The sequence below is a fragment of the Azospirillum cavernae genome (assembly GCF_003590795.1).
GTDB lineage: Bacteria > Pseudomonadota > Alphaproteobacteria > Azospirillales > Azospirillaceae > Azospirillum > Azospirillum cavernae.
Genome location: NZ_QYUL01000003.1, coordinates 398,015 through 419,195, shown reverse-complemented (window position 1 = coordinate 419,195; position 21,181 = coordinate 398,015). Strand labels below are relative to the sequence as shown.

The window sequence follows — 21,181 nt, the reverse complement described above, 5'->3', positions numbered from 1 at the left end:
CCAACAAGGGCGACACAATGGGCTTTGGCTCCTGGAGCGATTGTTGCAATCTTTGCTTTAGGGTCTTCGGCGCCGTCATTCGGTCTGACATCTGGAGGGTTCCTATGGCCGCCAATCAATCATCGGACAGCGCTGGCTTGTACGATCTGCTGGTTGCAGCCATCAGCGCGTCCGGTCGCCATTGGGCGTGGGAGTGCGACGCGGATTTGCGCTTCACCCGCTTCACCGATGGTTTTCGGGAAGCCACCGGCCTCAGCGTGGAGACGATGATCGGCGTCAGTTGCTTGGATTTCCGACGGCGGGGCGCCAAAAGCGAGGCTCTGGAACACCACATCGCCACCATGGCGGCGCACAAGCCGTTCTATGATTTCGCCTACAGCCTGACCGACGACACGGGCCGGGCGCACCACATCACCATCAGCGCCAGCCCCTTTTTCACCGCCGACGGGGCGTTCGCCGGGTATCGCGGCCTTGGATCGGAAACCTCCGCCACCTATGGCCGCTTGCAATACATCGAGCTTCTGGAACGCGCCAAGGCGGAGAGCGACCGCCGGGTGAAGGCGATTTTCAACGGAGTCGGCACCTTCGTCATGCTGCTGCTCATCGACGGCGCCGTCGTCGAAATCAACCACGCCGCGCTCAGTTTTCGCGGATTGGCGCGCGAGCAGGTGACGGGAGAACCCCTGTGGGATGGCCCCTGGTTCGGGACCGAAGACGCCGCCCGCGCCGCCATCCGGGACGCGGTGGAAACGGCGGCTTTGGGAGACGCCACATCGCTCGACCTGCAATTCGCCAACATCGCCGACGCCTCCCACCATTTCACCGTCACCTGCCACCCGGTGCGGTCAGCGGGGGGCGACGTCCTCTATGTCCTGCTGGAAGCGCACGACATGACCGACTTCGTCACCATGCAACGCCGCAACCGCGAGCTTGAGTTGGAGGTGATGCACGGTCAGAAGATGGAATCGCTGGGCACCATGGCGGGCGGCATCGCGCACGAAATCAACACCCCGATGCAATACATCGGCGACAACATGAAGTTCGTCCGGGATTCCTTCATCGAGATCCGCGACCGTCTGGTCACGGCGGTCGGAACGTTGGACGACGACTCCCAGTATCTGGTCGATGAAATCCCCACCGCCCTGACCGAAGGGTTGGAAGGGGTCGAGCGGGTGTGCAAGATCGTCAGCGCCATCAAGGAATTCTCCCACCCCGACACCGGGCACAAGGCCTGGACCGATTTGGCCCGCGCGCTGGAAACCACAGCCACCGTCACCCGCAACCAATGGAAATACGTCGCCAACGTCGTCTTTGACATTGAACCTGACCTGCCGCCGGTCTTTTGCGAGGCGGGCGGCATCAATCAGGTCATCTTGAATTTGATCGTCAACGCCGCTCACGCGATTGAGGACAAGAACCGGGCGTCCGGCGCCGACAACAGCGTCAAGGGAACCATCACGCTGGGGCTGAAACGCGCCGACGATTGCGTGGTCCTCAGCGTCCGCGACACCGGCTGCGGCGTTCCGCCTGAGAATCGGGAGAAGATCTTCGACCTGTTCTTCACGACCAAACCGCCGGGCCGGGGAACCGGGCAAGGGCTGTCGATTTGCCAGAGCATCGTCTTGCGCCGTCACGGCGGACGGATCAGCGTGGAAAGCGAGGTTGGACAGGGCGCTTGCTTTCATGTCCAATTGCCCATCGCCGACGTCTCCGACAACGACCGTTCGGAACGCCAACCTCAAGAAATGGCTTAGGCCATGCCCCTGTCGATCCTCTTCGTCGATGACGAACCGCAGACCCTGCGCGGTTTGCAACGGTTGATACGCGCGGCCGGTCTTGATTGGCGGGTGGCGATCGCGTCCAGCGGCGAAGCGGCGTTGGAAATTCTCAATCGTCAGACCATCGACGTGCTCGTAACCGATCTCAACATGCCCGGACTGCATGGTCGATCTCTGCTGACTGAAATTGCCCGCCTCCATCCCGCTGTCCTGCGCATCGTTCTGACCGCCGAGGCGGATCCGCACGACATGATGAGCATCGTCGCCGCCAGCCATGCGGTGCTGTGCAAACCCTGCCCCGGCGATCGGCTCATCAGCCGCATCACCCGCGCGGCGGGATTGCGCCGTTTCCTCGATCAAGCCGACGCCCGCGCCCTGGTGTCCGGTTTGCCGAATCTGCCGACCCTTCCACGAACCTATCTGGCTTTGCACGCTGAGATGGAACGCGCCGAACCGTCGGAAACCCGCATCGTGGCGATCATCGACGCCGATCCGCCCGTGGCCGCTCAATTCCTGCACGTCGCCAATTCCGCCTATTTCGCGCCCCGCGCGCCCATCCAGCGGACGTTGGCGGCGGTGCGGGCGCTGGGCTACGACATTGTCCGGGCCGTGGTGCTGGAACGCGGGATCATCGCCCAGTTCGATCCGGCGCGGCTGCCGCCGTCCTTTGACAGCCTCGGCCTCTGGTCTCATTGCTTTCGGGTGGCCGCGCTGGCCCGCAAGATCGCCACGATCAACGGATGCAACGCAACCGAACGGGATGCCGCCTTCACCGCCGGATTGCTGCATGATTTGGGCTGGTTGATCGTCGCCGCCAATCGCCCGGTCGCCTATCAGGCCATCGCCAAGGCGCCGCGCGATCTGCCCGCTGCCAAGCGGGCCGACATCGAACGGAGCTGCGCCGGGGCCACCCATGAAGAGTTCGCCGCCTATCTGCTGGGGTTGTGGGGGTTGCCCGACATGATTGTCGAGGCGGTGGCCTACCATCACGACCCGCTTGCCCACATTGGTCCGGCCATCGGGTGCGACGGCGCGCTGCTGGCCGTTCACATCGCCAACGCCCTGGTTGACGCCGACCCGAGCGACCCGTTGCGCGGCCTTGATCCGGGTTTGGCGCTCCACCCCCTGGTGACGACCCATCAGGCGGAATGGATCGCCGCCGCTCAGAGCCTGCAAACCTGATCGCCAAGGGGGAGAGGAACGCATGCCCATGGGCAAACAGGGACATGGTGTCAATTTGCGCTGCATTTTGCGACGATCAGCCGACGTTTGCGGGTCGTCGTCGCCCTGACAGACAGCCACACCCCGATTCACGCCAGCGGCCAGACGGCACAAAATCTGCATAGTTTGCTCACCCCTAGGGAAAAGAGCCGGTCGGATGCCCGAGCACATCGAAAAAGTCCTGCTGGTCGATGACGACCCCAACGTTCTGTCCGGCTACCGCCGCCATCTGGGCCGCCGCTATTCCCTGCTGACCTCATTGGGCGGGCAGGAAGCCCTCGCCATTCTGGCCAACGAACCCGACGTCGCCGTCATCATCGCCGACATGCGGATGCCGGGCATGAACGGCGTGCAATTTCTCGCCGAATGCGAAAAGCACCACAGCGCCGCCGTCCGCATCATGCTGACCGGCAACGCCGACCAGGACACCGCGATCCAGGCGGTGAATCGGGGCCATGTCTTTCGCTTCTTGAACAAGCCGACGCCGGTGGAAATCGTCATCGAGGCGGTGGACGCCGGATTGCGGCAATACCGGCTGCACCAGGCCGAGCGCGAGTTGATCCGGCAGGCCGACGTCACCCGCAACGCGCTGGAACGGGAACGCGCCGCCGCCAAGCAGCAGCGTGAGTTCGTCGCCATGGTCAGCCACGAATTCCGCACGCCGCTGGCGATCATCGACAGCGCCTGTGAAATCCTCGGCGGCCCCTACCAGATCACCGAGCAGCAGCGTGGCAAGCGCATCGACATGATTCGTGATTCGGTGCGCCGGATGACCGAACTGATGGAAAGCGTGCTCAGCATCTCCAAACTGGAAGCCGGGGGCTTGGAGCCTCATCCGCAACCGATCAATCTCGACGCCCTGCTGCGCGCCGCCGTGGAACGGCTCCAAAGCGCCACCACCGGCCACCAGATCGTGATCGAAACAGGGCGCTTGCCGACCGATTTCCAGGCCGATCCGCGCATGCTTGACCACATCGTCACCAACCTGTTGAGCAACGCCGTCAAATACTCGCCCGGACGCGACCGCGTGCTTTTGCAAGCGGCGATCAACGGACACGAGGTTCACATCACCGTCGCCGACGAAGGAGTCGGCGTTCCACCGGATGAAATTCCCCGATTGTTCGACAAGTTCTTTCGCGCCTCCACATCCAGCGGCATTGCCGGAACCGGAATTGGATTGTACTTGGCCGACCAATTCGCCCGCATGCACAGCGGCCGGATCGAGGTGCGCAGCGCCGTCGGCCGGGGCAGCCTGTTCATCCTGCATCTGCCATTGGGCGGCGCGACACAGGAAACGACGGCGCGCTGACCAGCGCCAGAAAGGGGGACGCCATGGCCCATGTGCTGCTGGTCGAAGACGAGGTTGATCTGCGCGACAACCTGGAAATCGTGCTGACCCACGCCGGGCATCAGGTCTCGACCGCCGGAAATGGACGGGAGGCGCTGACCCTGATTGAGCAATCGCCGCCCGACCTGGTGCTGTCCGACATCTCGATGCCGGTGATGAACGGCTTGCAAATGCTGGCGGCGATTCGCGACGAACACCCGACCCTGGCGGAGATGCCGGTCATCCTGCTGACCGCGCTCAGCGACAAAGAGGATGTGATCGCCGGGCGGGAGATCGGCGCCGATGATTATCTGACCAAGCCGGTGGATTACCGTGTGCTTGTCGCGACCATCGACGCGCGGCTGTCCCGCGCCAAACAGGCGGTGGAGCTGAAAGAAAAACAGTTCATTCGCCTGTTCAAAGGGCTGAAACGCGAAAACCACATCGACGACAGCGTTGCCGAACCGCCGCCGCCGACCCCGTTGGACCGCATCGCCGACATCGCCGCCCCGTCGCTGAAGGGCCGCGTCTTTGTGATTTCACCGGAAGACATTCACCGCGACTATCTCACCCTGTCCAAATCGGCGCGCGCCAAGATCACCGCCGTTCTGGGCCGGGTGCTGCAAGAAACCATCACGCCGTCCGACGTGATGATCGAATTGGGGGCGGGAACCCGTCTGCTCGTGCTGGCCACCACCGACCGGGGCGACGCCGCCGACCGGATCGGCCTGCTGCGCATGCGCCTGACCCACGCGCTGGGCAAGAGCAACGCGGACAGTGGGGGGGAATCGGGGGCGGGATTGGCGGCGCCCAGCGGCCTTGCCGACCCGGACGACCCGCCGCCCGACCCGGAACTTTCCCGCACTCTGAAAAGCCTGTTCGCCAGCGCCCTGCGCGGCCCTGGCGAAAACGGCGCGCCACCGCCGGAAACCTTCGCCGACATCGCCGATTCGATCCGCATGGATTATCAACCCCTGTGGGACGCGCGCAGCCAGGCGGTCACAGCCAGCCGGATTCACACGCGCCGCAAGATCGACGGGATCTTTGTTCCCGAAGACCGGACGTTGATCCGGGGCGTCACCGATCCGATGATGTGTGATCTGCAATGCCATCTGATCGACACGGCGGTGCGCGACGTGATGACCGCCGCCGCGTCGCCGGACATCGGGCGCAAGCTGGGAACGGTGCTGGTTCCGCTCGCCATCCCGGTGTTTCAGGAAATTGGCGCCTACAAGGTGGAACGCCAGTTGGAAGACGCGACCCGCCTGCTGGACAAGGGGCAGATCGGCTTTCTGCTGACCCATCTGGACGATCAAGTTCCCACCGGCCTGTTGCGCCACATCATCGCCAAACTGACGCCGCTTGGCGGCCCCATCGCCACCGCGCTCGACGTCACCGACCCACGCTTGACCAGCTTGAAGCCGCTGGGGGTCAGCATTCTGCATCTCGACGCCGCGATCTTGCACAGCACGGGCCTGCGCCGCGAACGGATGGCGCAAGCGGTGCAAGAGGCGGTGCGGGCGGCGGCGAACGCCGGGTTCGACGTGTGGGCGTCCAACGTTGACGCCAGCGTGGTGTGCCGCCAGATGGTCGCGGCGGGCGCGGTCCTCATCTCCGGCAAGGCCATCGGCGAGGCCAAACCGGAACCCGAGCGGCCCTATCGCCTGCCGTCGAACAAAGTGTTCCTGTCGGTGTGAGCGTTGCCTGTCAGCGTGACCGCCGCCGTCATCCGCCGTCCAGCGTGATCGTCACCTCGGTGACGGGGCCGGGGTCGGGCTGGCTGTGGCGGAAGGTGGCGAAATCGCCCGGTTGCAGGCGTTCCGCCGAGGGATCCATCAGCCAGCTTTGCAACGGCTTGTGATCGGGACCCAACGAGACGGCGCGCAGACGCGGCACCATCCGCTCGACGTCCGACACATTCACGATCTGGCCCTGAACGATCAAGCTGGTCGCCCCGCCTTCAACTTTCTGTTCGGAGCGGACATTCTGCAATTGCAGCCCGGCGCCCGGCGCTTCGACCGCCATGCCCAGCGTCTCATACAGCAGGGCGGCGGGCGGCCAGCGGTGAACGACGTAATCGCGGGCGACATAGGCCCCGCCGCCAATCGCCGCGACGACGAGGACCAGCGCCACCAGACCGATGATGGTGCGTTTGTCGGGCCGGGCGCTGGCTTTCTTGCCCGCCGCCTTGGCCCCACCCTTGCCGCCCTTGGCCGCTCCGCGCCCCACGGGGTGGGAGGGGCGGATTTCCGTCGGCGCGTCGGACAGGTCGGCGCTGAAGAAATCGGTTTCCACCGCCCGCTGCCACCAGATGTGGCCGCATTTGGCGCATTTGACCTTGCGACCGTTCGCCCCGACCGACGATTCGGACAGGGTGTAGCGCGTCGAGCAGTTCGGACAGGAAACGATCATCGCGCCGTCGAAGAAAGGTTGCCATTTGCCTTATAGTTAGCTGCGCCCCCAGACGCAACCCGCAGCCTTTCGCCTCAACGGTCAACAGCGCGCGCGCCGGGGCCGACGCGGCCAATCGCGTCGGCCCCGGCGTCCCCGCGTCAGGATTTTTTGACGAGCGGGCAGTTGCCTTGATCCAGCGGGCGGAACGCCTCCGCCGCCGGAATGGTCTTCAGATGGGTGTAGTAATCCCACTCCCCCTTCGACTCCGCCGGGGTTTTGACCTGGAAGAAATGCATGTCGTGCACCGCCCGACCATCGACGCGAACCACGCCCTTGCCGAACAGCGCGTCGTCGATGGGCAGATCGCGCATCGCCCCGGCCACCACGCTTGCGTCGGTGGTTCCGGCGGCCTTGACCGCCTTCAGATAATGCAGCGCGCCGCTGTAGACGCCCGCCTGATTGCCGGTCGGGCGGCGGCCCTTCATCCGGGCGGCGAAGCGGTCGGCGAAGGCGCGCGTGCCGTCGGTCAGATCCCAATAGAAGGCTTCGGTCAGATACAGCCCCTGCGCGGCTTGCAGGCCAACGGCGTTGACGTCGGTCAACTGCATCAGCAGCGCCGCCAGCTTTTGCTGATCGCCGCCGGTCACGCCGAATTCCACAGCCTGCTTGACCGAGTTGATGGTGTCGCCGACGGCGTTCGCCAGCCCGATGATCTGCGCCCGGCTCGCCTGCGCCTGCAACAGGAAGGACGAGAAATCCGACGCGTTGGGCGGGTGGCGGACGTTGCCCAGCACGGTTCCCCCGGCGCTTGTCACCACCGCGCCCGCGTCGCGTTCCAGCGCGTGGCCAAAGGCGTAATCAGCGGTCAGGAAATACCAGCTCTTGCCGCCCTGCCCGACCACAGCCCGCGCGGTGCCGTTGGCGAGCGCCCAGGTGTCGTAAGTCCATTGAACGGTGTTGGGCGAGCATTTCGGCCCGGTCAGTTCGGTGGTGCCGGGGCCGGACGCGACCATCATCGCCTTTGACCCGCGCGCCACCTCGTTGACCGCCAGAGCCACCGAGGAGAAGGGCACGTCGAGGATGGCGTTCACATGATCCTGGTCCAGCCATTGCCGGGCGATGGAGGATCCCAGATCCGGCTTGTTCTGGTGATCGCCGACGACGACCTCGATGGTCACGCCGGGAAGCTCCTTGGCGAAATCCTCCGCCGCCAATTGGGCGGCGACCAGCGAGCCGGTGCCGGTGGAATCGGCGGCGAAGCCGCTCATGTCGGTCAGCACGCCCAGCTTGATCCGGTTGCCCGCGATCTCCGCCGCCGCCGGACCCGCCCCAGCCAACACCCCCGCCGCGCACAGTCCCGCCAGGGAGAGAGCCGCGCCGCCCATGAATCCACGCTTGGCCATTGTGTCCTCCGCATCATTGTTGTTGTTTGCGCCGATCATGTTGGCGTCGGGTCGCCGCAGTCAGGAGTTCCGCAGATCGGCCAGAACCGATTGCGCGACGTCGATCCGCACGACGCCGCCCGCGACCAGCGCGGCGGCGACCCGTTCGATCTCGTCGCCCAACGCGCCGGCCATCATCGCGATGTTTTGCGCGTGCAGGGCCATGTGGCCCTTTTGGATGCCGGTGGTCGCCAGCGCCTTCAGCGCCGAGAAATTTTGCGCCAGACCGACCGCCGCGATGATGCGGGCCAGCCGCTCCGCCGAGGTGACGCCCAGAATCTTCAGGCAGCTTTGCGCCGTCGGGTGCAGCCGGGTGGCCCCGCCGACCAGACCGACCGCCATCGGCAATTCGATGGAACCGGACAGATCGCCGTCCGCCGTCACCTCGAACCGCGTCAAACTGCTGTAGGAGCCGCTGCGGGCGGCGTAGGCGTGGGCGCCCGCCTCCACCGCGCGGGTGTCGTTGCCGGTGGCCAGCACCACGGCGCTGATGCCGTTCATGACGCCCTTGTTGTGGGTGGCCGCGCGGTAAGGGTCGGCCGCCGCGAAGTGATAGGCGCTGATGATCCCGTCGCGCACCGCGACGCCGCCAATGTCCGCGCAGCGCCAGACGGCGCGGGCGCGGGCCAGACGACGGTCCGCCAGATTGGACAGGATGCGCAGATAGACCCGCCCGCCGGTCCAGCGCTCGATGCTCGGGGCCAGCTTTTCCGCCATGCTGTTGACGGCGTTGGCTCCCATGGCGTCGCGGGTGTCCACGATCAGATGGGTGATGAGCATCACCCCGCCCGCCGTCTCCAACACGCGCGCCTCAACGTCGCGGAAGCCGCCGCCCAGGCTCACAAGAACCGGGTCGCAGGCGTCGCACGCCGCTTGGATCGCCGCGCGCTGGTCGAGGATGCGCAGGCGGGCGGCCTGCGGGTCGGCGACGTTCACCGCCTGGATCTGGGCGATCATCACCGTGCCCGACAGGGAGGTGGCGAAGCCGCCATTCTCGTAGCATTGCCGCCCGGCGTTGCAGACCGCCGCGACGACCGAGGATTCCTCCGTCGCCATCGGGATCAACACGTCCTCGCCGTCAATCCGCATGTTGGTGGCGACGCCCAGCGGGATGTTCATCGTGCCGATGACGTTTTCAATCAGCCGGTCGGCCAGGGCGGCGTCCAGATTGCCGGTGTCGCCCAGCCGTTCGACGGCGTCGGCGTCCAACCCGGCGAAGGCGGCGACCGCCGCCAGCCGTTCGCGCGGGGCCATGCGGTGAAAGCCGGGAATGCGGGAGGTTTTCGTCATGGTCACAGCGGCGTGTCTCCATCGCGGCGGCAGGTGAGGAGGTTTGTTTGTTGGCGCGATGGTCCGTGATACGAAGGGACGGCACAAGGGACAGTTGGCCGGTTTCTTCCCCAGACTGTCCCAGTGTTTGCGGTGGGACAGCGTGAGGACAACCGGCATGAGCCGCGTCGGCGACATCGTCGATCAAATCAACGACCAGATCGACCGGGGCCTGTTGAAAACCGGCGACCGCCTGCGCTCCGTGCGGGAGGGCGCGCGCGAGCATGGCGTGTCAAAGAACACCATGGCCGACGCCTATGATCGGCTGGTCGCCATGGGACGGGTGGAGGCAAAACAGGGGTCCGGCTACACCGTCGCCCGCGCCGCCAAACCCCGGCAGGAGCCGCGCCCGCCACATCTGGCCGACGCCGTCGATCATGTTTCGCTGCTGCGCGAACAGTTGGAGCGGCATTACAGCGTCCGCGTCGGCGACGGGCGCCCGCCGCCAAGCTGGATGGAGCGGTTGGAGGTCGGCAGCCACGCCCGCCTGATGCGGCCCAGCGGCGGCGGCGACCTTGACCATGGCTATGGCAGCCCGTGGGGCTACGGCCCCTTGCGCGAGCGGATCGCCTTGACGTTGGCCGAACGCTCCATCATCGCCCCGCCCGACCGGATTTTGCTGACCCAGGGGGCCAACCACGCGCTGGACCTGATTTGCCGCCATCTGCTGGAGCCGGGCGATTGCGCGCTGGTGGACAGCCCCGGCTATTACCCGTTGTTCGGCAAACTGACGCTGGCCAAGGTGACGGTCGCCGGGGTGCGGCGGCGGGCGGACGGCCCCGATCTGGAGGAGTTCGCGGCCAAGATCGCCGCGCTGAAACCCAAACTCTTCTTCACCCAATCGCTGGCCCACAACCCGACCGGCGGCTCAACCAGCATCGCCGTGGCGCACAAGCTGTTGCAGATCGCCGCCCAGCATGGCGTGACCATCGTGGAGGATGATCCCTTCGCCGACGTCCTGCCCGCCAGCGCGCCCCGTCTGGCCGCCTTGGACCAGTTGGAGCGGGTGATCTATGTCGGGACGTTTTCCAAAACCTTGTCGGCCAGCCTGCGCGTCGGCTACCTCGCCGCCGCGCCCGCGCTGGCCCGCAGCCTGTGCGATTTGAAAATGCTGACCATCGTCAGCACGTCCGATTACGTCGAACGGCTGGTCCACGCCTTGATCGCCGGAGGGCAGTATCTGCGCCATCTGCGCCGTCTGAAGACGCGGATCGAAACGGCGAGCGCCGAGGCGTTGGCGGCGCTGGAGCGGGTTGGCGTCGCCGTTCCGGTGGCGCCAACCGGCGGCTTCTACATTTGGGGCCAACTGCCTGAGGGGCTGGAGGAGGCCGCCTTGGTCCGCGCCGCCGCCGACCAGGGGATTTTCCTCGCCCCTGGTTCGGTGTTTTTCCCGGAGCGGGGGGAAAATGGCGGGGGCGGGGGTGGGCTGGCGATGCGGATCAACGTCGCCTACGCCGCCGACCCGCGCTTTCTTGATTTCATCGCCGAACAGACAACACAGCGCGCCGGTTGAGCGGCGCCGCTCAGGTCGGGGTGTCGCAAACCAGTTCGTCGTCGGCCTGTTGGCGCAGGCTGGCGCCCCGCGCGCTGAGCGTCAGCCCAAGGGCCACCATGGCGACCGCCGCGCTGATCCAGGGCAGTTCGGCGTAACCGACCCCGGCGCTGATCGCGACGCCGCCAATCCAAGCCCCCAGCGCGTTGCCCAGATTGAAGGCTCCCTGGTTGAGGGTGGAGGCGAGGTTCGGCGCCTCGGTCGCCGCGTCGACCACCCAAAGCTGAAGCGGCGCGCCGACGGCGAAGGCGACAAAGCCCCAGACGCCGACCGTCAGAACCGCCGGAAGGGCGGACGCGCTGGTGAAGGCGAAGGCCACCATCACCAGAACCACCATCAGGAAGCTGCCCGCGATGGTCGCCAGCGCGCTTTTGTCGGCCAGACGGCCACCGGCGAAATTGCCCAGCGTGATGCCGATGCCGAAGACGAACAGCGCGCCCGTCACCGCCTGCGGCGTCAGGCCGCTGACATGCTCCAGCAGCGGGGCGATGTAGGTGAAGGTGCCGAACAGGCTGATCGACGACACCACGCTGATGAGCATCGGCAGCAGCACCGGCCAGCGGCGCAGCGCGCGGAACTCCGCCGTCAAGCCGCCCGGCGATCCCGGCAAGCCCGACGGCAGGAAGCGGATCATGGCCAACCCGGCGACCACGCCGATGGCCACCACCGCGACGAAGGTGGAGCGCCAGCCCGTCACCTGCCCCAGCGCGGTTCCCAACGGCACGCCCAGAATGTTGGCGATGGTCAGGCCGGCGAAGACCAGGGACACCGCCTGCGTGCGCTGGTGACGCGGCACCAGATCGCTGGCGACCACCGCGCTGATGCCGAAAAAGGCGCCATGGGCGAAGGCGGTCAAAACCCGCGCCGCCATCAACAGCCAATAGCTCGGGGCCAGCGCGCAGCCGATGTTGCCAATCAGGAAGATCGCCATCAACGCCATCAGCGCCGTCTTGCGCGGCAGCCGCGCCGTCGCCATCGCCATCAAGGGCGCGCCGACCACCACGCCCATGGCGTAGCCCGACACCAGATAGCCAGCCTGCGGCACGGTGACGTCCAGGCTGCGCGCCACATCGGGCAACAGCCCCATGATGACGAATTCCGTGGTGCCGATGCCGAAAGACGCGGCGGCAAGGGCCAAGATGGGAAGCGGGACCATGCGGCAAGCTCCTGACGTCGGTCAGCGGATGGATCGGGCGGGAACGCGGGGGGCGGAGAGTATTATGCTGCGGCGCAGCGTCACACCATGAAACCCGAACTCCGGGTCATTGCATAGCTATGCAATGCGCAGAACAGCCTTGCGCCGGATGCGCGACAGCGCGGCACAGGCTTCGCGATCAAGGGGTCGGGTTGCGGGTGGAGCCGCGCGGGATGAAGCGGGCCTCGACCACGCGAACCCGCCCGCGCGCCGGGCCGTTCTCGCTCATCTCCCGCACAAGGTCGAGCGCCTGGACGACCAGCCCCTCGGGATCCTGGTCAAAGGTGGTCAAATCGTAAGAATCCCAGGCGGCGGACGGGATGTCGTCATAGCCGATGACCATGACGTCCTCGGGGATGCGCAAGCCCAGGCGCTTGCGGATCGCGTCCATCGCCCCCAGCGCCACCAGATCGTTGGCGCAGAAAATCGCGTCGGCGGGGGCCTCGGCGAACAGCCGCGCCGCCGCCGCCCGCCCGCCGTCATAGCTGTAATCGCCGATCACCACGCGCGGCTCACCCAACCCCAGCGCCGCCAGACCGGCGCGGAAGCCGTCGAGCCGGTCGCGGCTGGCCGGGCTTTCCTCCGGCCCGGCGAGGTAGGCGAAGCGCGTCCCGCCGCAGCGACGCAGCCATTCGGCGGCGACCCGCCCGGCCCCCCGGTTGTCGGAATCGACCGAGGCCACCCAATCGCTGGTGACGCTGGTGTTGCAGGACACGATGGGAATGCGGAAGGCCGACAGCGCGTCGGCCACCTCCTGCGACAACACCGCCAAGCCGCTGACGATGGCGTCCACGCGGTAGCTGCGCAGCTCCTCCAGCACGGTGTCGAGCGAATAGTCGCTTTCCACCGGCACCAACAGCACCTGATGCCCGGCGTCGCGCAGCCGGGTGGCGAAACGCTCCAGCACCGCCCCGTAAAAGGCGTTGCGCAAACCGCCGACGATGACCGCGACCAGACCGGAACGGTTGGTCAGCATGATCTGCGGAATGATGCTGGGCCGGAAGCCAAGCGCGTCCGCCGCCGCCATCACCTTGCGCCGGGTTTCCGCCGACACGCTGGCCCCCGGCGTGAAGCTGCGCGACACCGCCGACTGCGACACCCCGGCCAGCCGGGCCACGTCGGTGGACGAGGCGTATCGCTTGCCCGGTGTCATGATCGCGCCGCCGCCTCGTTCGGGTTGTGATGTTGGGCCGGGATGATAGGGGATCCCGCCCGCCACCGTCCACGCTCGCGGAGGTCGCCGATCAAATGCGAATGACTTGCAATTGCGATTTGACTTTTGTAGGCTGCTCCTCGCACACCCTATCCATCAACCCCACCCATCCAACAGAGAGCGCTCCCATGCTGCAAAACGCTGTCGCCGTCCCGTCCGCCGGTCCTGCCTTGTCGCTGCCGGTGGTGGAATCCGCTGGCCTGATGGCGGGCGGGCGGGAAATCGTCATCCAGCACGCCGGGCAGAGCTACCGCCTGCGCGTGACGCGGGCCAACAAGCTGATTTTGACCAAATAAACGGGGCGGACTCTTATTTTCCGCCACGGGTCAGCAAAAACACAAAGACGCCGACGGTGACGACGATCACGCTGGCCGCCCCGACCAGGGCGATGTAGGTCTGCATGTCGAAATTCATGATGCTTCTCCCCGGAACGCGCGCCGCGACGGCCTGAACGGTCCATCGGCGCCCATGCCGGAACGCTAAATGGCTGTCGGGTCGCCGCCATTGCGAATTGTCAACGCCGGGTTGCGACACAATGGCCAGCCCATGGCGAACCAGTCCGCAGCGAACGCCCCAAACGAAAAGGCCCACCCCCGGACGGGGATGGGCCTTTTTTCTGTACGCAGCGCCGATGTCGTGACCGGGTCCGCGCCGGGCTGGGGTCAGCGCGGCGAGAGCACCATAATCATCTGACGCCCTTCAAGACGGGGCATCTGTTCGACCTTGGCAGCCGCTTCCAACTCGTCGCGGACGCGCATCAACACGTTCATGCCGATGTCCTGGTGGGCCATTTCACGGCCCCGGAAGCGCATGGTCATCTTGACCTTGTCGCCTTCCTCCAGGAAGCGGCGCGCCGCGCGCATCTTCACTTCGTAGTCGTTGTCGTCGATGTTCGGACGGAGCTTCAGCTCCTTGATCTCGACGATCTTCTGCTTCTTACGGGCCTCGTTGGCTTTCTTCTGCTCTTCAAAGCGGAATTTGCCATAATCGAGCACCTTGCAGACGGGCGGATCAGCGTTCGGGACGATCTCGACAAGGTCAAGATCGGCGTCGGCGGCCACCGTGAAAGCTTGATGAAGCGGGACAATGCCCACCATCTCGCCTTCCGCGTTGATGAGGCGCACCTGACGTGCCGTGATCTCGCGATTCAGGCGCGGGCCTTCGCGAACGGGATCCTGATCGTAAAGCTTTGCTATGACCATCTCCTTGGATGCGCCGAGCGGAAGCCCACCCCCCGAACGGCAACGACGGCGCTGGATGCAACCGATATCATGCCGCCCTTTAACAGCAACAATGACACAGGTGCAACAGTTTCTCGGTTCCATCGCGATGAAACCGGCGGACACGACGCCCAGCGCTGACGCTTTGGCGGGCGTAACCCGCTCAAGAATGAAAAATAGGCTCTGCCCGAGGATTAATCCAGGTTTTTTTCCAGTCGGATTCGTGCTAACGGCCGCGAATCCAAAAATCTCGTTTTCGATATTAATATCGTTTTAGAGACAGTAAAATTGTAAAATTTCTCTTTTTCGAGACACAGCAGAACGCAGCCAAAACGGCGAATGGCGGATTTTCAAGGGTTTCGGCGACTCACAACCGCGCCGCAAGGCTGGCACGGCCCTTGCGATGAACAGCGGCATGCCCCACCGGGGCGCCCCCGCCGCCAAAGACGCCGCCCATGCCGCTCGTCACCACCAACATTCTGCTGCCCGACCCAGCCCACCGCCTGTGGCCGCTGGTGCGGTGGGATGGCCGTTTGTGCGACTGGTATCCCGGCGCGGTGGCCTTGACGGTGCATGGGCATGACAAAGGCGCCCAACGGCGCCTGTTGTTGACCGACGGAAGCCGGCTGACGCAGCGACTCGACCATGTCAGCCAGATCGACGACGCCTACAGCTACACCATCCTCGACAGCCCCTACCCGGTGGCCGACCTGCTGGCGCAGATCCGCGTTCACCCGACCGGCGACGGCAACGCCGTGCTGACCTGGACCGCCAATTTCCAGACCACGACGCTCAGCGAAAGCAAAACCGAACGGTTCGTCCGCGACCTCTACGAGGTGGGAATCGAACGGCTGCGCCGCCTGTTGATTCACTAAAGCCGACAAAACACCGACCCGACGCCGACAACAAAAAGCCTAAAGGGAGCATCGTCCAAATGAGTTTTCTGATCTGCTTGGGAGCGCTCGCGTTCCTGATGCTGGTCGCGTATCGCGGCTTCAGCGTCATCCTTTTCGCGCCGGTCGCGGCGCTGGGTGCGGTTCTGTTGACCGACCCGTCCGCCGTGCCGCCGGTCTTCACCGGCCTGTTCATGGACAAGATGGTCGGCTTCGTGAAGCTCTATTTCCCGGTCTTCCTGCTGGGCGCGGTGTTCGGCAAGGTGATCGAGCTGTCGGGCTTCTCCAAATCCATCGTGTCGGCGGTCATCAAGCTGATCGGGCGTGAACGGGCGGTGATCTCCATCGTCCTGGTCTGCCTGCTGCTGACCTATGGCGGCGTGTCTCTGTTCGTCGTCGTCTTCGCCGTCTACCCCTTCGCCGCCGAGATGTTCCGCCAGAGCGACATCCCCAAGCGCCTGATCCCCGGCGTGATCGCGCTGGGCGCCTTCACCGTGACGATGGACAGCCTGCCCGGCACCCCCCAGATCCAGAACATCATCCCGACCACCTTCTTCAAGACCGACGCCTACGCCGCCCCCTGGCTCGGCACCATCGGCGCGATCTTCATCCTGATCGTCGGCATCGTTTATCTGGAATGGCGCGTCCGCTCCGCCGCCGCCAAGGGCGAGGGCTATGGCGAGGGCCACATCAACGAGCCGGAGGCCGTCGCCACCGAGAGCCTGCCCAATCCGCTGATCGCGCTGCTGCCGCTGGTCATGGTCGGCGTGCTGAACAAGGTTTTCACGCTGGCCATCCCCGGCATTTATGGAGCAAGCCATTCGGTGGCCCTGACGCCGGGGGCCAAGCCGCTGGTCACGGCGGTCGGGTCGGTCGCGGGCATCTGGGCGGTCGAAGGCGCGCTGCTGTCGGGCATCCTGATCGTGCTGGCCTTCGCCTGGAAGCCGGTCTCCCAGCGCTTCGCAGAGGGCACCAAGGCCGCCATCGGCGGGTCGTTGCTCGCCTCGATGAACACGGCCTCGGAATATGGCTTTGGCGCGGTCATCGCCGCCCTGCCCGGCTTCCTGGTCATCGCCGACGCGCTGAAGTCCATCCCCAACCCGCTGGTCAACGAGGCGATCACCGTCACCACGCTGGCCGGGATCACCGGATCGGCGTCGGGCGGGATGAGCATCGCGCTGGCCGCAATGGCCGACCAGTTCATCGCCGCCGCCAACGCCACCGGCATTCCGATGGAAGTCCTGCACCGCGTCGCCGCGATGGCCAGCGGCGGCATGGACACGTTGCCGCACAATGGGGCCGTCATCACCCTTCTGGGCGTTACCGGCTTGACCCATCGGCAATCGTACGGCGACATCTTCGCCATCACCTGCATCAAGACCCTGGCGGTCTTCGTTGTCATCGCCGTCTACTACCTGACCGGGATCGTCTGACCATGAGCAAACTGATTTCCCTGGAAGACGCGGTCGCCCGCATTCCCGACGGCGCGTCCCTGCTGATCGGCGGCTTCATGGCCGTCGGCGGTCCCAACCGGCTGGTGGACGAGCTGATCCGCCAGCGCAAATCCAACCTGACCATCATCGCCAACGACACCGCGCGGCCCAATTTCGGCCTGGGCAAGCTGGTGGTGGAAAAGCTGGTGGCCAAGGTCGTCACCAGCCACATCGGCCTGAACCCGGAAACCCAGAAGCAGATGATCGCCGGGGACATCCAGGTGGAGCTGGTGCCGCAAGGCACGCTCGCCGAGCGCATCCGCTCCGGCGGCGTCGGCCTGGGCGGCGTGCTGACGCCGACCGGCGTCGGCACCTCGGTGGAAGAGGGCAAGCGCACGGTGGAGATCGACGGCAAAACCTATCTGCTGGAATTGCCGATCAAGGCCGATTTCGCCCTGATCGCCGCCAAGCAGGCCGATCTCTACGGCAATCTGACCTACGCGCTGACCGCGCGGAACTTCAACCCGATCATGGCGCTGGCCGGGGCCACCGTGATCGCCGAGGCCGAGGACATCGTCCCGGTCGGCTGCATCCCCCCCGACGCGGTGATGACCCCGTCGGTGCTGGTCGACCACATCGTCGCCAACACGAAACGCTGAAGACAGGGAGACATCAAGTCATGGACGAAAAGACCCTGATCGCCAAGCGCGTCGCGCTGGAGCTGATGGACGGCGATCTCTGCAACCTGGGCATCGGCCTGCCGACGCTGGTCGCCCGCTATGTGCCCGCCGGGCGCAACGTGTTCTTCCAGTCGGAAAACGGCATCGTCGGCATGTCCGGCCCGGTGGCCGGGGCCGACAACCCCGACCTGACCGACGCGGGCGGCTCGCCGATTTCCGCCCTGCCGGGCGCGGCGTCCTTCGACAGCGTTCTGTCCTTCGGGCTTATTCGCGGCGGGCATCTGGACGTCACCGTGCTGGGCGGCTTGCAGGTGGACGAGGAAGGCCATCTGGCCAACTGGATGGTGCCGGGCAAGATGGTGCCGGGCATGGGCGGGGCCATGGATCTCGTCACCGGCGCGCGCCGGGTGATCGTCGCCATGCAGCACAGCGCCAAGGGCGAATCCAAGATCGTCAAGCGCTGCACCCTGCCGCTGACCTCGGTGCGCCGGGTCGATCTGATCGTCACCGATCTGGCGGTGATCGAACCGACCGACGCCGGTTTGGTGCTGAAAGAGACGGCGCCGGGCGTCACGGTCGAACAGGTGCTTGCCAACACGGGTTGCGAACTGATCCTATCGCCGGACCTTCGTCCCATGCCCCTGGAAGGGTGAGCACCATGACCCATTTGCACGGCAAAGCCGCCCTTGTCACCGGATCGACCAGCGGAATCGGCCTGGGCGTCGCCCGCAAGCTGGCGGCGCAGGGTGTCGATCTGATGCTGAACGGCTTCGGCGACGCCAGCTACATCACCGATCTGTGCGGCTCGCTGTCCGACGAGTTCGGCGTCCGCGTCGATCACAACGGCGCCGACATGTCCAAGCCGGAGCAGATCGAGGCGATGGTCGCCGCGACCGAGGCCGAATTCGGGCGTCTCGACATCCTGGTCAACAACGCCGGGATCCAGCATGTCTCCCCGGTGGAGTCCTTCCCGGTGGAGCGGTGGGACGCGGTGATCGCCATCAACCTGTCGGCGGTGTTCCACGGCACCCGCGCCGCCCTGCCCGGCATGAAGACGCGCGGCTGGGGCCGCATCATCAACATCGCCTCCGTCCATGGCATGGTCGCCTCCGTCAACAAGGCGGCCTATGTCGCGGCCAAGCACGGCGTCATCGGCCTGACCAAGGTGGTCGCGTTGGAAACGGCGGAAAGCCCCATCACCTGCAACGCCATCTGCCCCGGCTGGGTTCTGACCCCGCTGGTGCAAAAGCAGATCGACGCGCTGGCCGCGTCCAAGGGCGTGTCGGTGGAAGAGGCCGGCCGCGAGTTGCTGAGCGAGAAGCAGCCGTCCAAATCCTTCGTCACCCCCGAACAGTTGGGCGATTTGGCGGTGTTCCTCTGCTCCGACGCGGCGGGCAACATGCGCGGCGCGGCCCTGACCATGGATGGTGGTTGGACGGCGCAGTGACGCGCCGCTCCACAAGCTTGGTTTGAGGATTTTTCCCCCCTGCCGAACGCGGCGGGGGGGCCTCACAGGATCACCTTTAGACGATCACCCCGGCCAGCGCCGGGATTTGCTCCAGCGCGTCGGCGATGACCGACAGCACCCAGCGGCATTCGGCGCGATCCGCCGCCGCGCCCAGACAAATCCGCAGGGCCTCGGGCGCCCAATCGCCACCCGTCATGTCGCCCGCCGCGAAGGTGTCGCTGACCACGGCGGCGATGCCGCGCGTGCGCAGATGGGTGGCGAACTCCCCGCGCGTCCAGCTTGGCGGCAACTCCAGCCACAAATGAAAACCCTGCGGGCAGGCGGCGAAGCGCCCCAACGGCAGCAGGGTCGCGGCGAGCGCCTGCCGCGCTTCCGCCTCTTCGCGCAGGGCGGCGAGCAGCCGGTCCGCCGTGCCGTCGGCGATCCAACGGGTGGCGATGGCGCTGGTGATCGGCGAGGCCATCAGGGTGGTGGCCCGCAGCGCCCCGGTGACGCGCAGCGCTTGCCGGGCGTCGGGCGCGACGACATAGGCGACGCGCAGGGCGGGCGACAGGCATTTCGCCAGCCCATGGACATGGAACACCCGATCCGGGGCCAGCGCCGCCAGCGGCGGCGGGCTGCCGGGGATCAACGGGCCGTAAATGTCGTCTTCGATGATGCAGACGCCGAACTCCCGCGCCAGCGCCACCAGGGCGAGGCGGCGTTCCAGCGGCATGGTCGCCGTGGTCGGGTTGTGCAGCGTCGGCATGCAATAGAGCAACGTCGGGCGGCAGCGCTCGAACAGCGCCCGCAGCGCCAGCGGGTCCAGCCCGTCGCCGTCCATCGGCGCGCCGACGACGGTCAAGCCAAGCTGGCGGGCCACCGCCTTGAAACCGGGATAGGTCAGCGCCTCGGCGCACACCACGTCGCCGGGGCGGGCCAGCAGGGTCAACAGGGCCAGCAGCGCCCCTTGGGTGCCGGGGCACAGAGTCAAGCGTTCCGCCGTCACCCCCGGCAGGCGGGGGGCCAGCCAGCGCAGGGCCGCCGCCTTGTCCGCCGCGCCGCCATCCGTGCCCGCGTTGTCCGGGTAGCGCAGCAGCGTTTGCGGCTCCAGCCCCATCACCGCGTCCGCCGCGCCGCGCCGCAACTGGTCGAGCAAGGCGGGCCGGTCGGGAATCGGCGGCTGATTCATCGTCATGTCGATGAAGGGCCGCTCCGTTCCGCGCTCCAGCAGCGGCGCGGCGACCGGAAGCGGCGGCGGGGATGCGGCCCGCACGAAGGTTCCCTGCCCGACATGGGCGTCCACCAGCCCCCGGCGCCGGGCTTCGCCATAGGCGCGGCTGACGGTGGTGAAATCCAGGCCGATCCGCGCCGCCAAGGCCCGTTGCGGCGGCAGCCTTTGACCGGGCGACAAACGGCCCTCGCGCACATCCTCGGCGATGGCGTCGGCGATGGCGAGGTAGACCGGCTTGTCCTTGCCAGCCGGCTTGTCCTTGCCAGACCGGCTCCCGCCGTTGGTCTCCGCCCGCGCCAACCGGGGCGTCCACCCCGCCGCGTCGGTCGGTTCCGTCTTGTCGTGTTCCACCTGCATGGCGGTCATTTGACCGAGGCGGCGGGCGCGGCGCAAGCCTCGACCGCGATGGCGACCGTCGGCGGGACGATCAATTCGGCTTCCGCCGCCTTGTGGATGTATTGCGCGCAGACAATCCATCCTTTCAGGGGCCGCAACAAACCCAGACACCCGATCAGCAGCAGGGGCAGCGAGGTCAGCAGATGGACCCACAAGGGCGGCTCCATCGCCACCTCCAGCCAACCGGCGAATCCGACCACCGGAAAGCTGACGATCGACATCACGAAAAAGGCCGGGCCGTCCGCCGGATCGGCGAAGGAAAAATCCAACCCACACGCCGCACAGCGCGGGGCCAGGGTGAGATAGCCGTCGAACAGACGCCCTTGCCCGCAACGAGGACAAAGCCCCCGCAGGCCGCAATTCATCGGCGTCAAACCCGGATGCGGATGATCGGCGTGTGATTGGTCGGTCATGGGAAGCGCTCCAC

General features: G+C 66.2%; 19 protein-coding genes. 11 read left to right on the top strand and 8 right to left on the bottom strand.

What is annotated here, in order from left to right; all coding sequences use genetic code 11:
• Positions 1–104: 104 nt before the first annotated feature.
• From D3877_RS21620 to D3877_RS21605, 4 genes are all read left to right on the top strand, one after another.
• A complete protein-coding gene (locus D3877_RS21620) occupies positions 105–1,754 on the top strand; it encodes a PAS domain-containing sensor histidine kinase (protein ID WP_158599963.1) in 1,650 nt (549 codons plus the stop codon).
• A 3-nt stretch (positions 1,755–1,757) separates the two neighbouring features.
• A complete protein-coding gene (locus tag D3877_RS21615) occupies positions 1,758–2,960 on the top strand; it encodes an HDOD domain-containing protein (protein ID WP_119832840.1) in 1,203 nt (400 codons plus the stop codon).
• Positions 2,961–3,156: 196 nt separating this feature from the next.
• Entirely contained in the window at positions 3,157–4,308 is a 1,152-nt protein-coding gene (locus tag D3877_RS21610; RefSeq protein WP_119832839.1) for a hybrid sensor histidine kinase/response regulator, read from the top strand.
• Between the two features lie 23 nt (positions 4,309–4,331).
• On the top strand, positions 4,332–6,023 hold the full coding sequence (locus tag D3877_RS21605; protein ID WP_119832838.1) for a response regulator transcription factor: 1,692 nt from the start codon (positions 4,332–4,334) through the stop codon (positions 6,021–6,023).
• A 28-nt stretch (positions 6,024–6,051) separates the two neighbouring features.
• Here D3877_RS21605 and D3877_RS21600 read toward each other — a convergent pair whose 3' ends face one another.
• From D3877_RS21600 to D3877_RS21590, 3 genes are all read right to left on the bottom strand, one after another.
• A complete protein-coding gene (locus D3877_RS21600) occupies positions 6,052–6,738 on the bottom strand; it encodes an MJ0042-type zinc finger domain-containing protein (protein WP_119832837.1) in 687 nt (228 codons plus the stop codon).
• Positions 6,739–6,878: 140 nt separating this feature from the next.
• Positions 6,879–8,123: an ABC transporter substrate-binding protein gene (locus D3877_RS21595; RefSeq protein WP_119833147.1), complete on the bottom strand. Its 1,245-nt coding sequence runs from the start codon at positions 8,121–8,123 to the stop codon at positions 6,879–6,881.
• A gap of 60 nt (positions 8,124–8,183) precedes the next feature.
• On the bottom strand, positions 8,184–9,452 hold the full coding sequence (locus D3877_RS21590; protein WP_119833146.1) for a hydroxymethylglutaryl-CoA reductase, degradative: 1,269 nt from the start codon (positions 9,450–9,452) through the stop codon (positions 8,184–8,186).
• Between the two features lie 157 nt (positions 9,453–9,609).
• On the opposite strand from D3877_RS21590, the gene D3877_RS21585 reads away from it, so the two are divergent.
• A complete protein-coding gene (locus D3877_RS21585; protein ID WP_119832836.1) occupies positions 9,610–11,004 on the top strand; it encodes an aminotransferase-like domain-containing protein in 1,395 nt (464 codons plus the stop codon).
• A 10-nt stretch (positions 11,005–11,014) separates the two neighbouring features.
• Here the strand turns inward: D3877_RS21585 and D3877_RS21580 are convergent, their stop codons facing one another.
• Positions 11,015–12,199: an MFS transporter gene (locus D3877_RS21580; RefSeq protein WP_119832835.1), complete on the bottom strand. Its 1,185-nt coding sequence runs from the start codon at positions 12,197–12,199 to the stop codon at positions 11,015–11,017.
• 178 nt (positions 12,200–12,377) lie between these two features.
• Complete coding sequence (locus D3877_RS21575) at positions 12,378–13,391, bottom strand: LacI family DNA-binding transcriptional regulator (protein ID WP_119832834.1); 1,014 nt, start codon at positions 13,389–13,391, stop codon at positions 12,378–12,380.
• A 188-nt stretch (positions 13,392–13,579) separates the two neighbouring features.
• Here D3877_RS21575 and hemP point away from each other — a divergent pair, with 188 nt between their 5' ends.
• Positions 13,580–13,747 (top strand): hemin uptake protein HemP, encoded by a 168-nt coding sequence (hemP, locus tag D3877_RS21570; RefSeq protein ID WP_119832833.1) that lies wholly within the window; start codon positions 13,580–13,582, stop codon positions 13,745–13,747.
• Positions 13,748–14,113: 366 nt separating this feature from the next.
• Here the strand turns inward: hemP and infC are convergent, their stop codons facing one another.
• Positions 14,114–14,653 (bottom strand): translation initiation factor IF-3, encoded by a 540-nt coding sequence (infC, locus tag D3877_RS21560; RefSeq protein WP_119832831.1) that lies wholly within the window; start codon positions 14,651–14,653, stop codon positions 14,114–14,116.
• Positions 14,654–15,126: 473 nt separating this feature from the next.
• Here infC and D3877_RS21555 point away from each other — a divergent pair, with 473 nt between their 5' ends.
• Genes D3877_RS21555 through D3877_RS21535 form a run of 5 tightly spaced genes read left to right on the top strand, consistent with a single transcriptional unit; the run spans position 15,127 to position 19,124 of the window.
• A complete protein-coding gene (locus D3877_RS21555) occupies positions 15,127–15,546 on the top strand; it encodes an SRPBCC family protein (protein ID WP_119832830.1) in 420 nt (139 codons plus the stop codon).
• Positions 15,547–15,605: 59 nt separating this feature from the next.
• On the top strand, positions 15,606–16,997 hold the full coding sequence (locus tag D3877_RS21550; RefSeq protein ID WP_119832829.1) for a GntP family permease: 1,392 nt from the start codon (positions 15,606–15,608) through the stop codon (positions 16,995–16,997).
• A gap of 2 nt (positions 16,998–16,999) precedes the next feature.
• Positions 17,000–17,656 (top strand): CoA transferase subunit A, encoded by a 657-nt coding sequence (locus D3877_RS21545; RefSeq protein ID WP_119832828.1) that lies wholly within the window; start codon positions 17,000–17,002, stop codon positions 17,654–17,656.
• A gap of 20 nt (positions 17,657–17,676) precedes the next feature.
• A complete protein-coding gene (locus D3877_RS21540) occupies positions 17,677–18,330 on the top strand; it encodes a 3-oxoacid CoA-transferase subunit B (RefSeq protein WP_119832827.1) in 654 nt (217 codons plus the stop codon).
• Between the two features lie 5 nt (positions 18,331–18,335).
• Positions 18,336–19,124: a 3-hydroxybutyrate dehydrogenase gene (locus D3877_RS21535; RefSeq protein ID WP_119832826.1), complete on the top strand. Its 789-nt coding sequence runs from the start codon at positions 18,336–18,338 to the stop codon at positions 19,122–19,124.
• A 76-nt stretch (positions 19,125–19,200) separates the two neighbouring features.
• Here the strand turns inward: D3877_RS21535 and D3877_RS21530 are convergent, their stop codons facing one another.
• Complete coding sequence (locus D3877_RS21530; protein WP_119833145.1) at positions 19,201–20,715, bottom strand: aminotransferase-like domain-containing protein; 1,515 nt, start codon at positions 20,713–20,715, stop codon at positions 19,201–19,203.
• A 5-nt stretch (positions 20,716–20,720) separates the two neighbouring features.
• The gene (locus tag D3877_RS21525; protein ID WP_199720885.1) at positions 20,721–21,167 is read right to left on the bottom strand and encodes a DUF983 domain-containing protein; all 447 of its coding nucleotides are present in this window, start codon (positions 21,165–21,167) and stop codon (positions 20,721–20,723) included.
• Positions 21,168–21,181 lie beyond the last annotated feature (14 nt).

Bases quoted from the DNA above. Each gene is read 5' to 3' on its own strand.
- D3877_RS21620 (WP_158599963.1), top strand. From the start codon at position 105: ATGGCCGCCAATCAATCATCGGACAGCGCTGGCTTGTACGATCTGCTG.
- D3877_RS21615 (WP_119832840.1), top strand. From the start codon at position 1,758: ATGCCCCTGTCGATCCTCTTCGTCGATGACGAACCGCAGACCCTGCGC.
- D3877_RS21610 (WP_119832839.1), top strand. From the start codon at position 3,157: ATGCCCGAGCACATCGAAAAAGTCCTGCTGGTCGATGACGACCCCAAC.
- D3877_RS21605 (WP_119832838.1), top strand. From the start codon at position 4,332: ATGGCCCATGTGCTGCTGGTCGAAGACGAGGTTGATCTGCGCGACAAC.
- D3877_RS21600 (WP_119832837.1), bottom strand. From the start codon at position 6,738: ATGATCGTTTCCTGTCCGAACTGCTCGACGCGCTACACCCTGTCCGAA.
- D3877_RS21595 (WP_119833147.1), bottom strand. From the start codon at position 8,123: ATGGCCAAGCGTGGATTCATGGGCGGCGCGGCTCTCTCCCTGGCGGGA.
- D3877_RS21590 (WP_119833146.1), bottom strand. From the start codon at position 9,452: ATGACGAAAACCTCCCGCATTCCCGGCTTTCACCGCATGGCCCCGCGC.
- D3877_RS21585 (WP_119832836.1), top strand. From the start codon at position 9,610: ATGAGCCGCGTCGGCGACATCGTCGATCAAATCAACGACCAGATCGAC.
- D3877_RS21580 (WP_119832835.1), bottom strand. From the start codon at position 12,199: ATGGTCCCGCTTCCCATCTTGGCCCTTGCCGCCGCGTCTTTCGGCATC.
- D3877_RS21575 (WP_119832834.1), bottom strand. From the start codon at position 13,391: ATGACACCGGGCAAGCGATACGCCTCGTCCACCGACGTGGCCCGGCTG.
- hemP (WP_119832833.1), top strand. From the start codon at position 13,580: ATGCTGCAAAACGCTGTCGCCGTCCCGTCCGCCGGTCCTGCCTTGTCG.
- infC (WP_119832831.1), bottom strand. From the start codon at position 14,653: ATGGTCATAGCAAAGCTTTACGATCAGGATCCCGTTCGCGAAGGCCCG.
- D3877_RS21555 (WP_119832830.1), top strand. From the start codon at position 15,127: ATGCCGCTCGTCACCACCAACATTCTGCTGCCCGACCCAGCCCACCGC.
- D3877_RS21550 (WP_119832829.1), top strand. From the start codon at position 15,606: ATGAGTTTTCTGATCTGCTTGGGAGCGCTCGCGTTCCTGATGCTGGTC.
- D3877_RS21545 (WP_119832828.1), top strand. From the start codon at position 17,000: ATGAGCAAACTGATTTCCCTGGAAGACGCGGTCGCCCGCATTCCCGAC.
- D3877_RS21540 (WP_119832827.1), top strand. From the start codon at position 17,677: ATGGACGAAAAGACCCTGATCGCCAAGCGCGTCGCGCTGGAGCTGATG.
- D3877_RS21535 (WP_119832826.1), top strand. From the start codon at position 18,336: ATGACCCATTTGCACGGCAAAGCCGCCCTTGTCACCGGATCGACCAGC.
- D3877_RS21530 (WP_119833145.1), bottom strand. From the start codon at position 20,715: ATGCAGGTGGAACACGACAAGACGGAACCGACCGACGCGGCGGGGTGG.
- D3877_RS21525 (WP_199720885.1), bottom strand. From the start codon at position 21,167: ATGACCGACCAATCACACGCCGATCATCCGCATCCGGGTTTGACGCCG.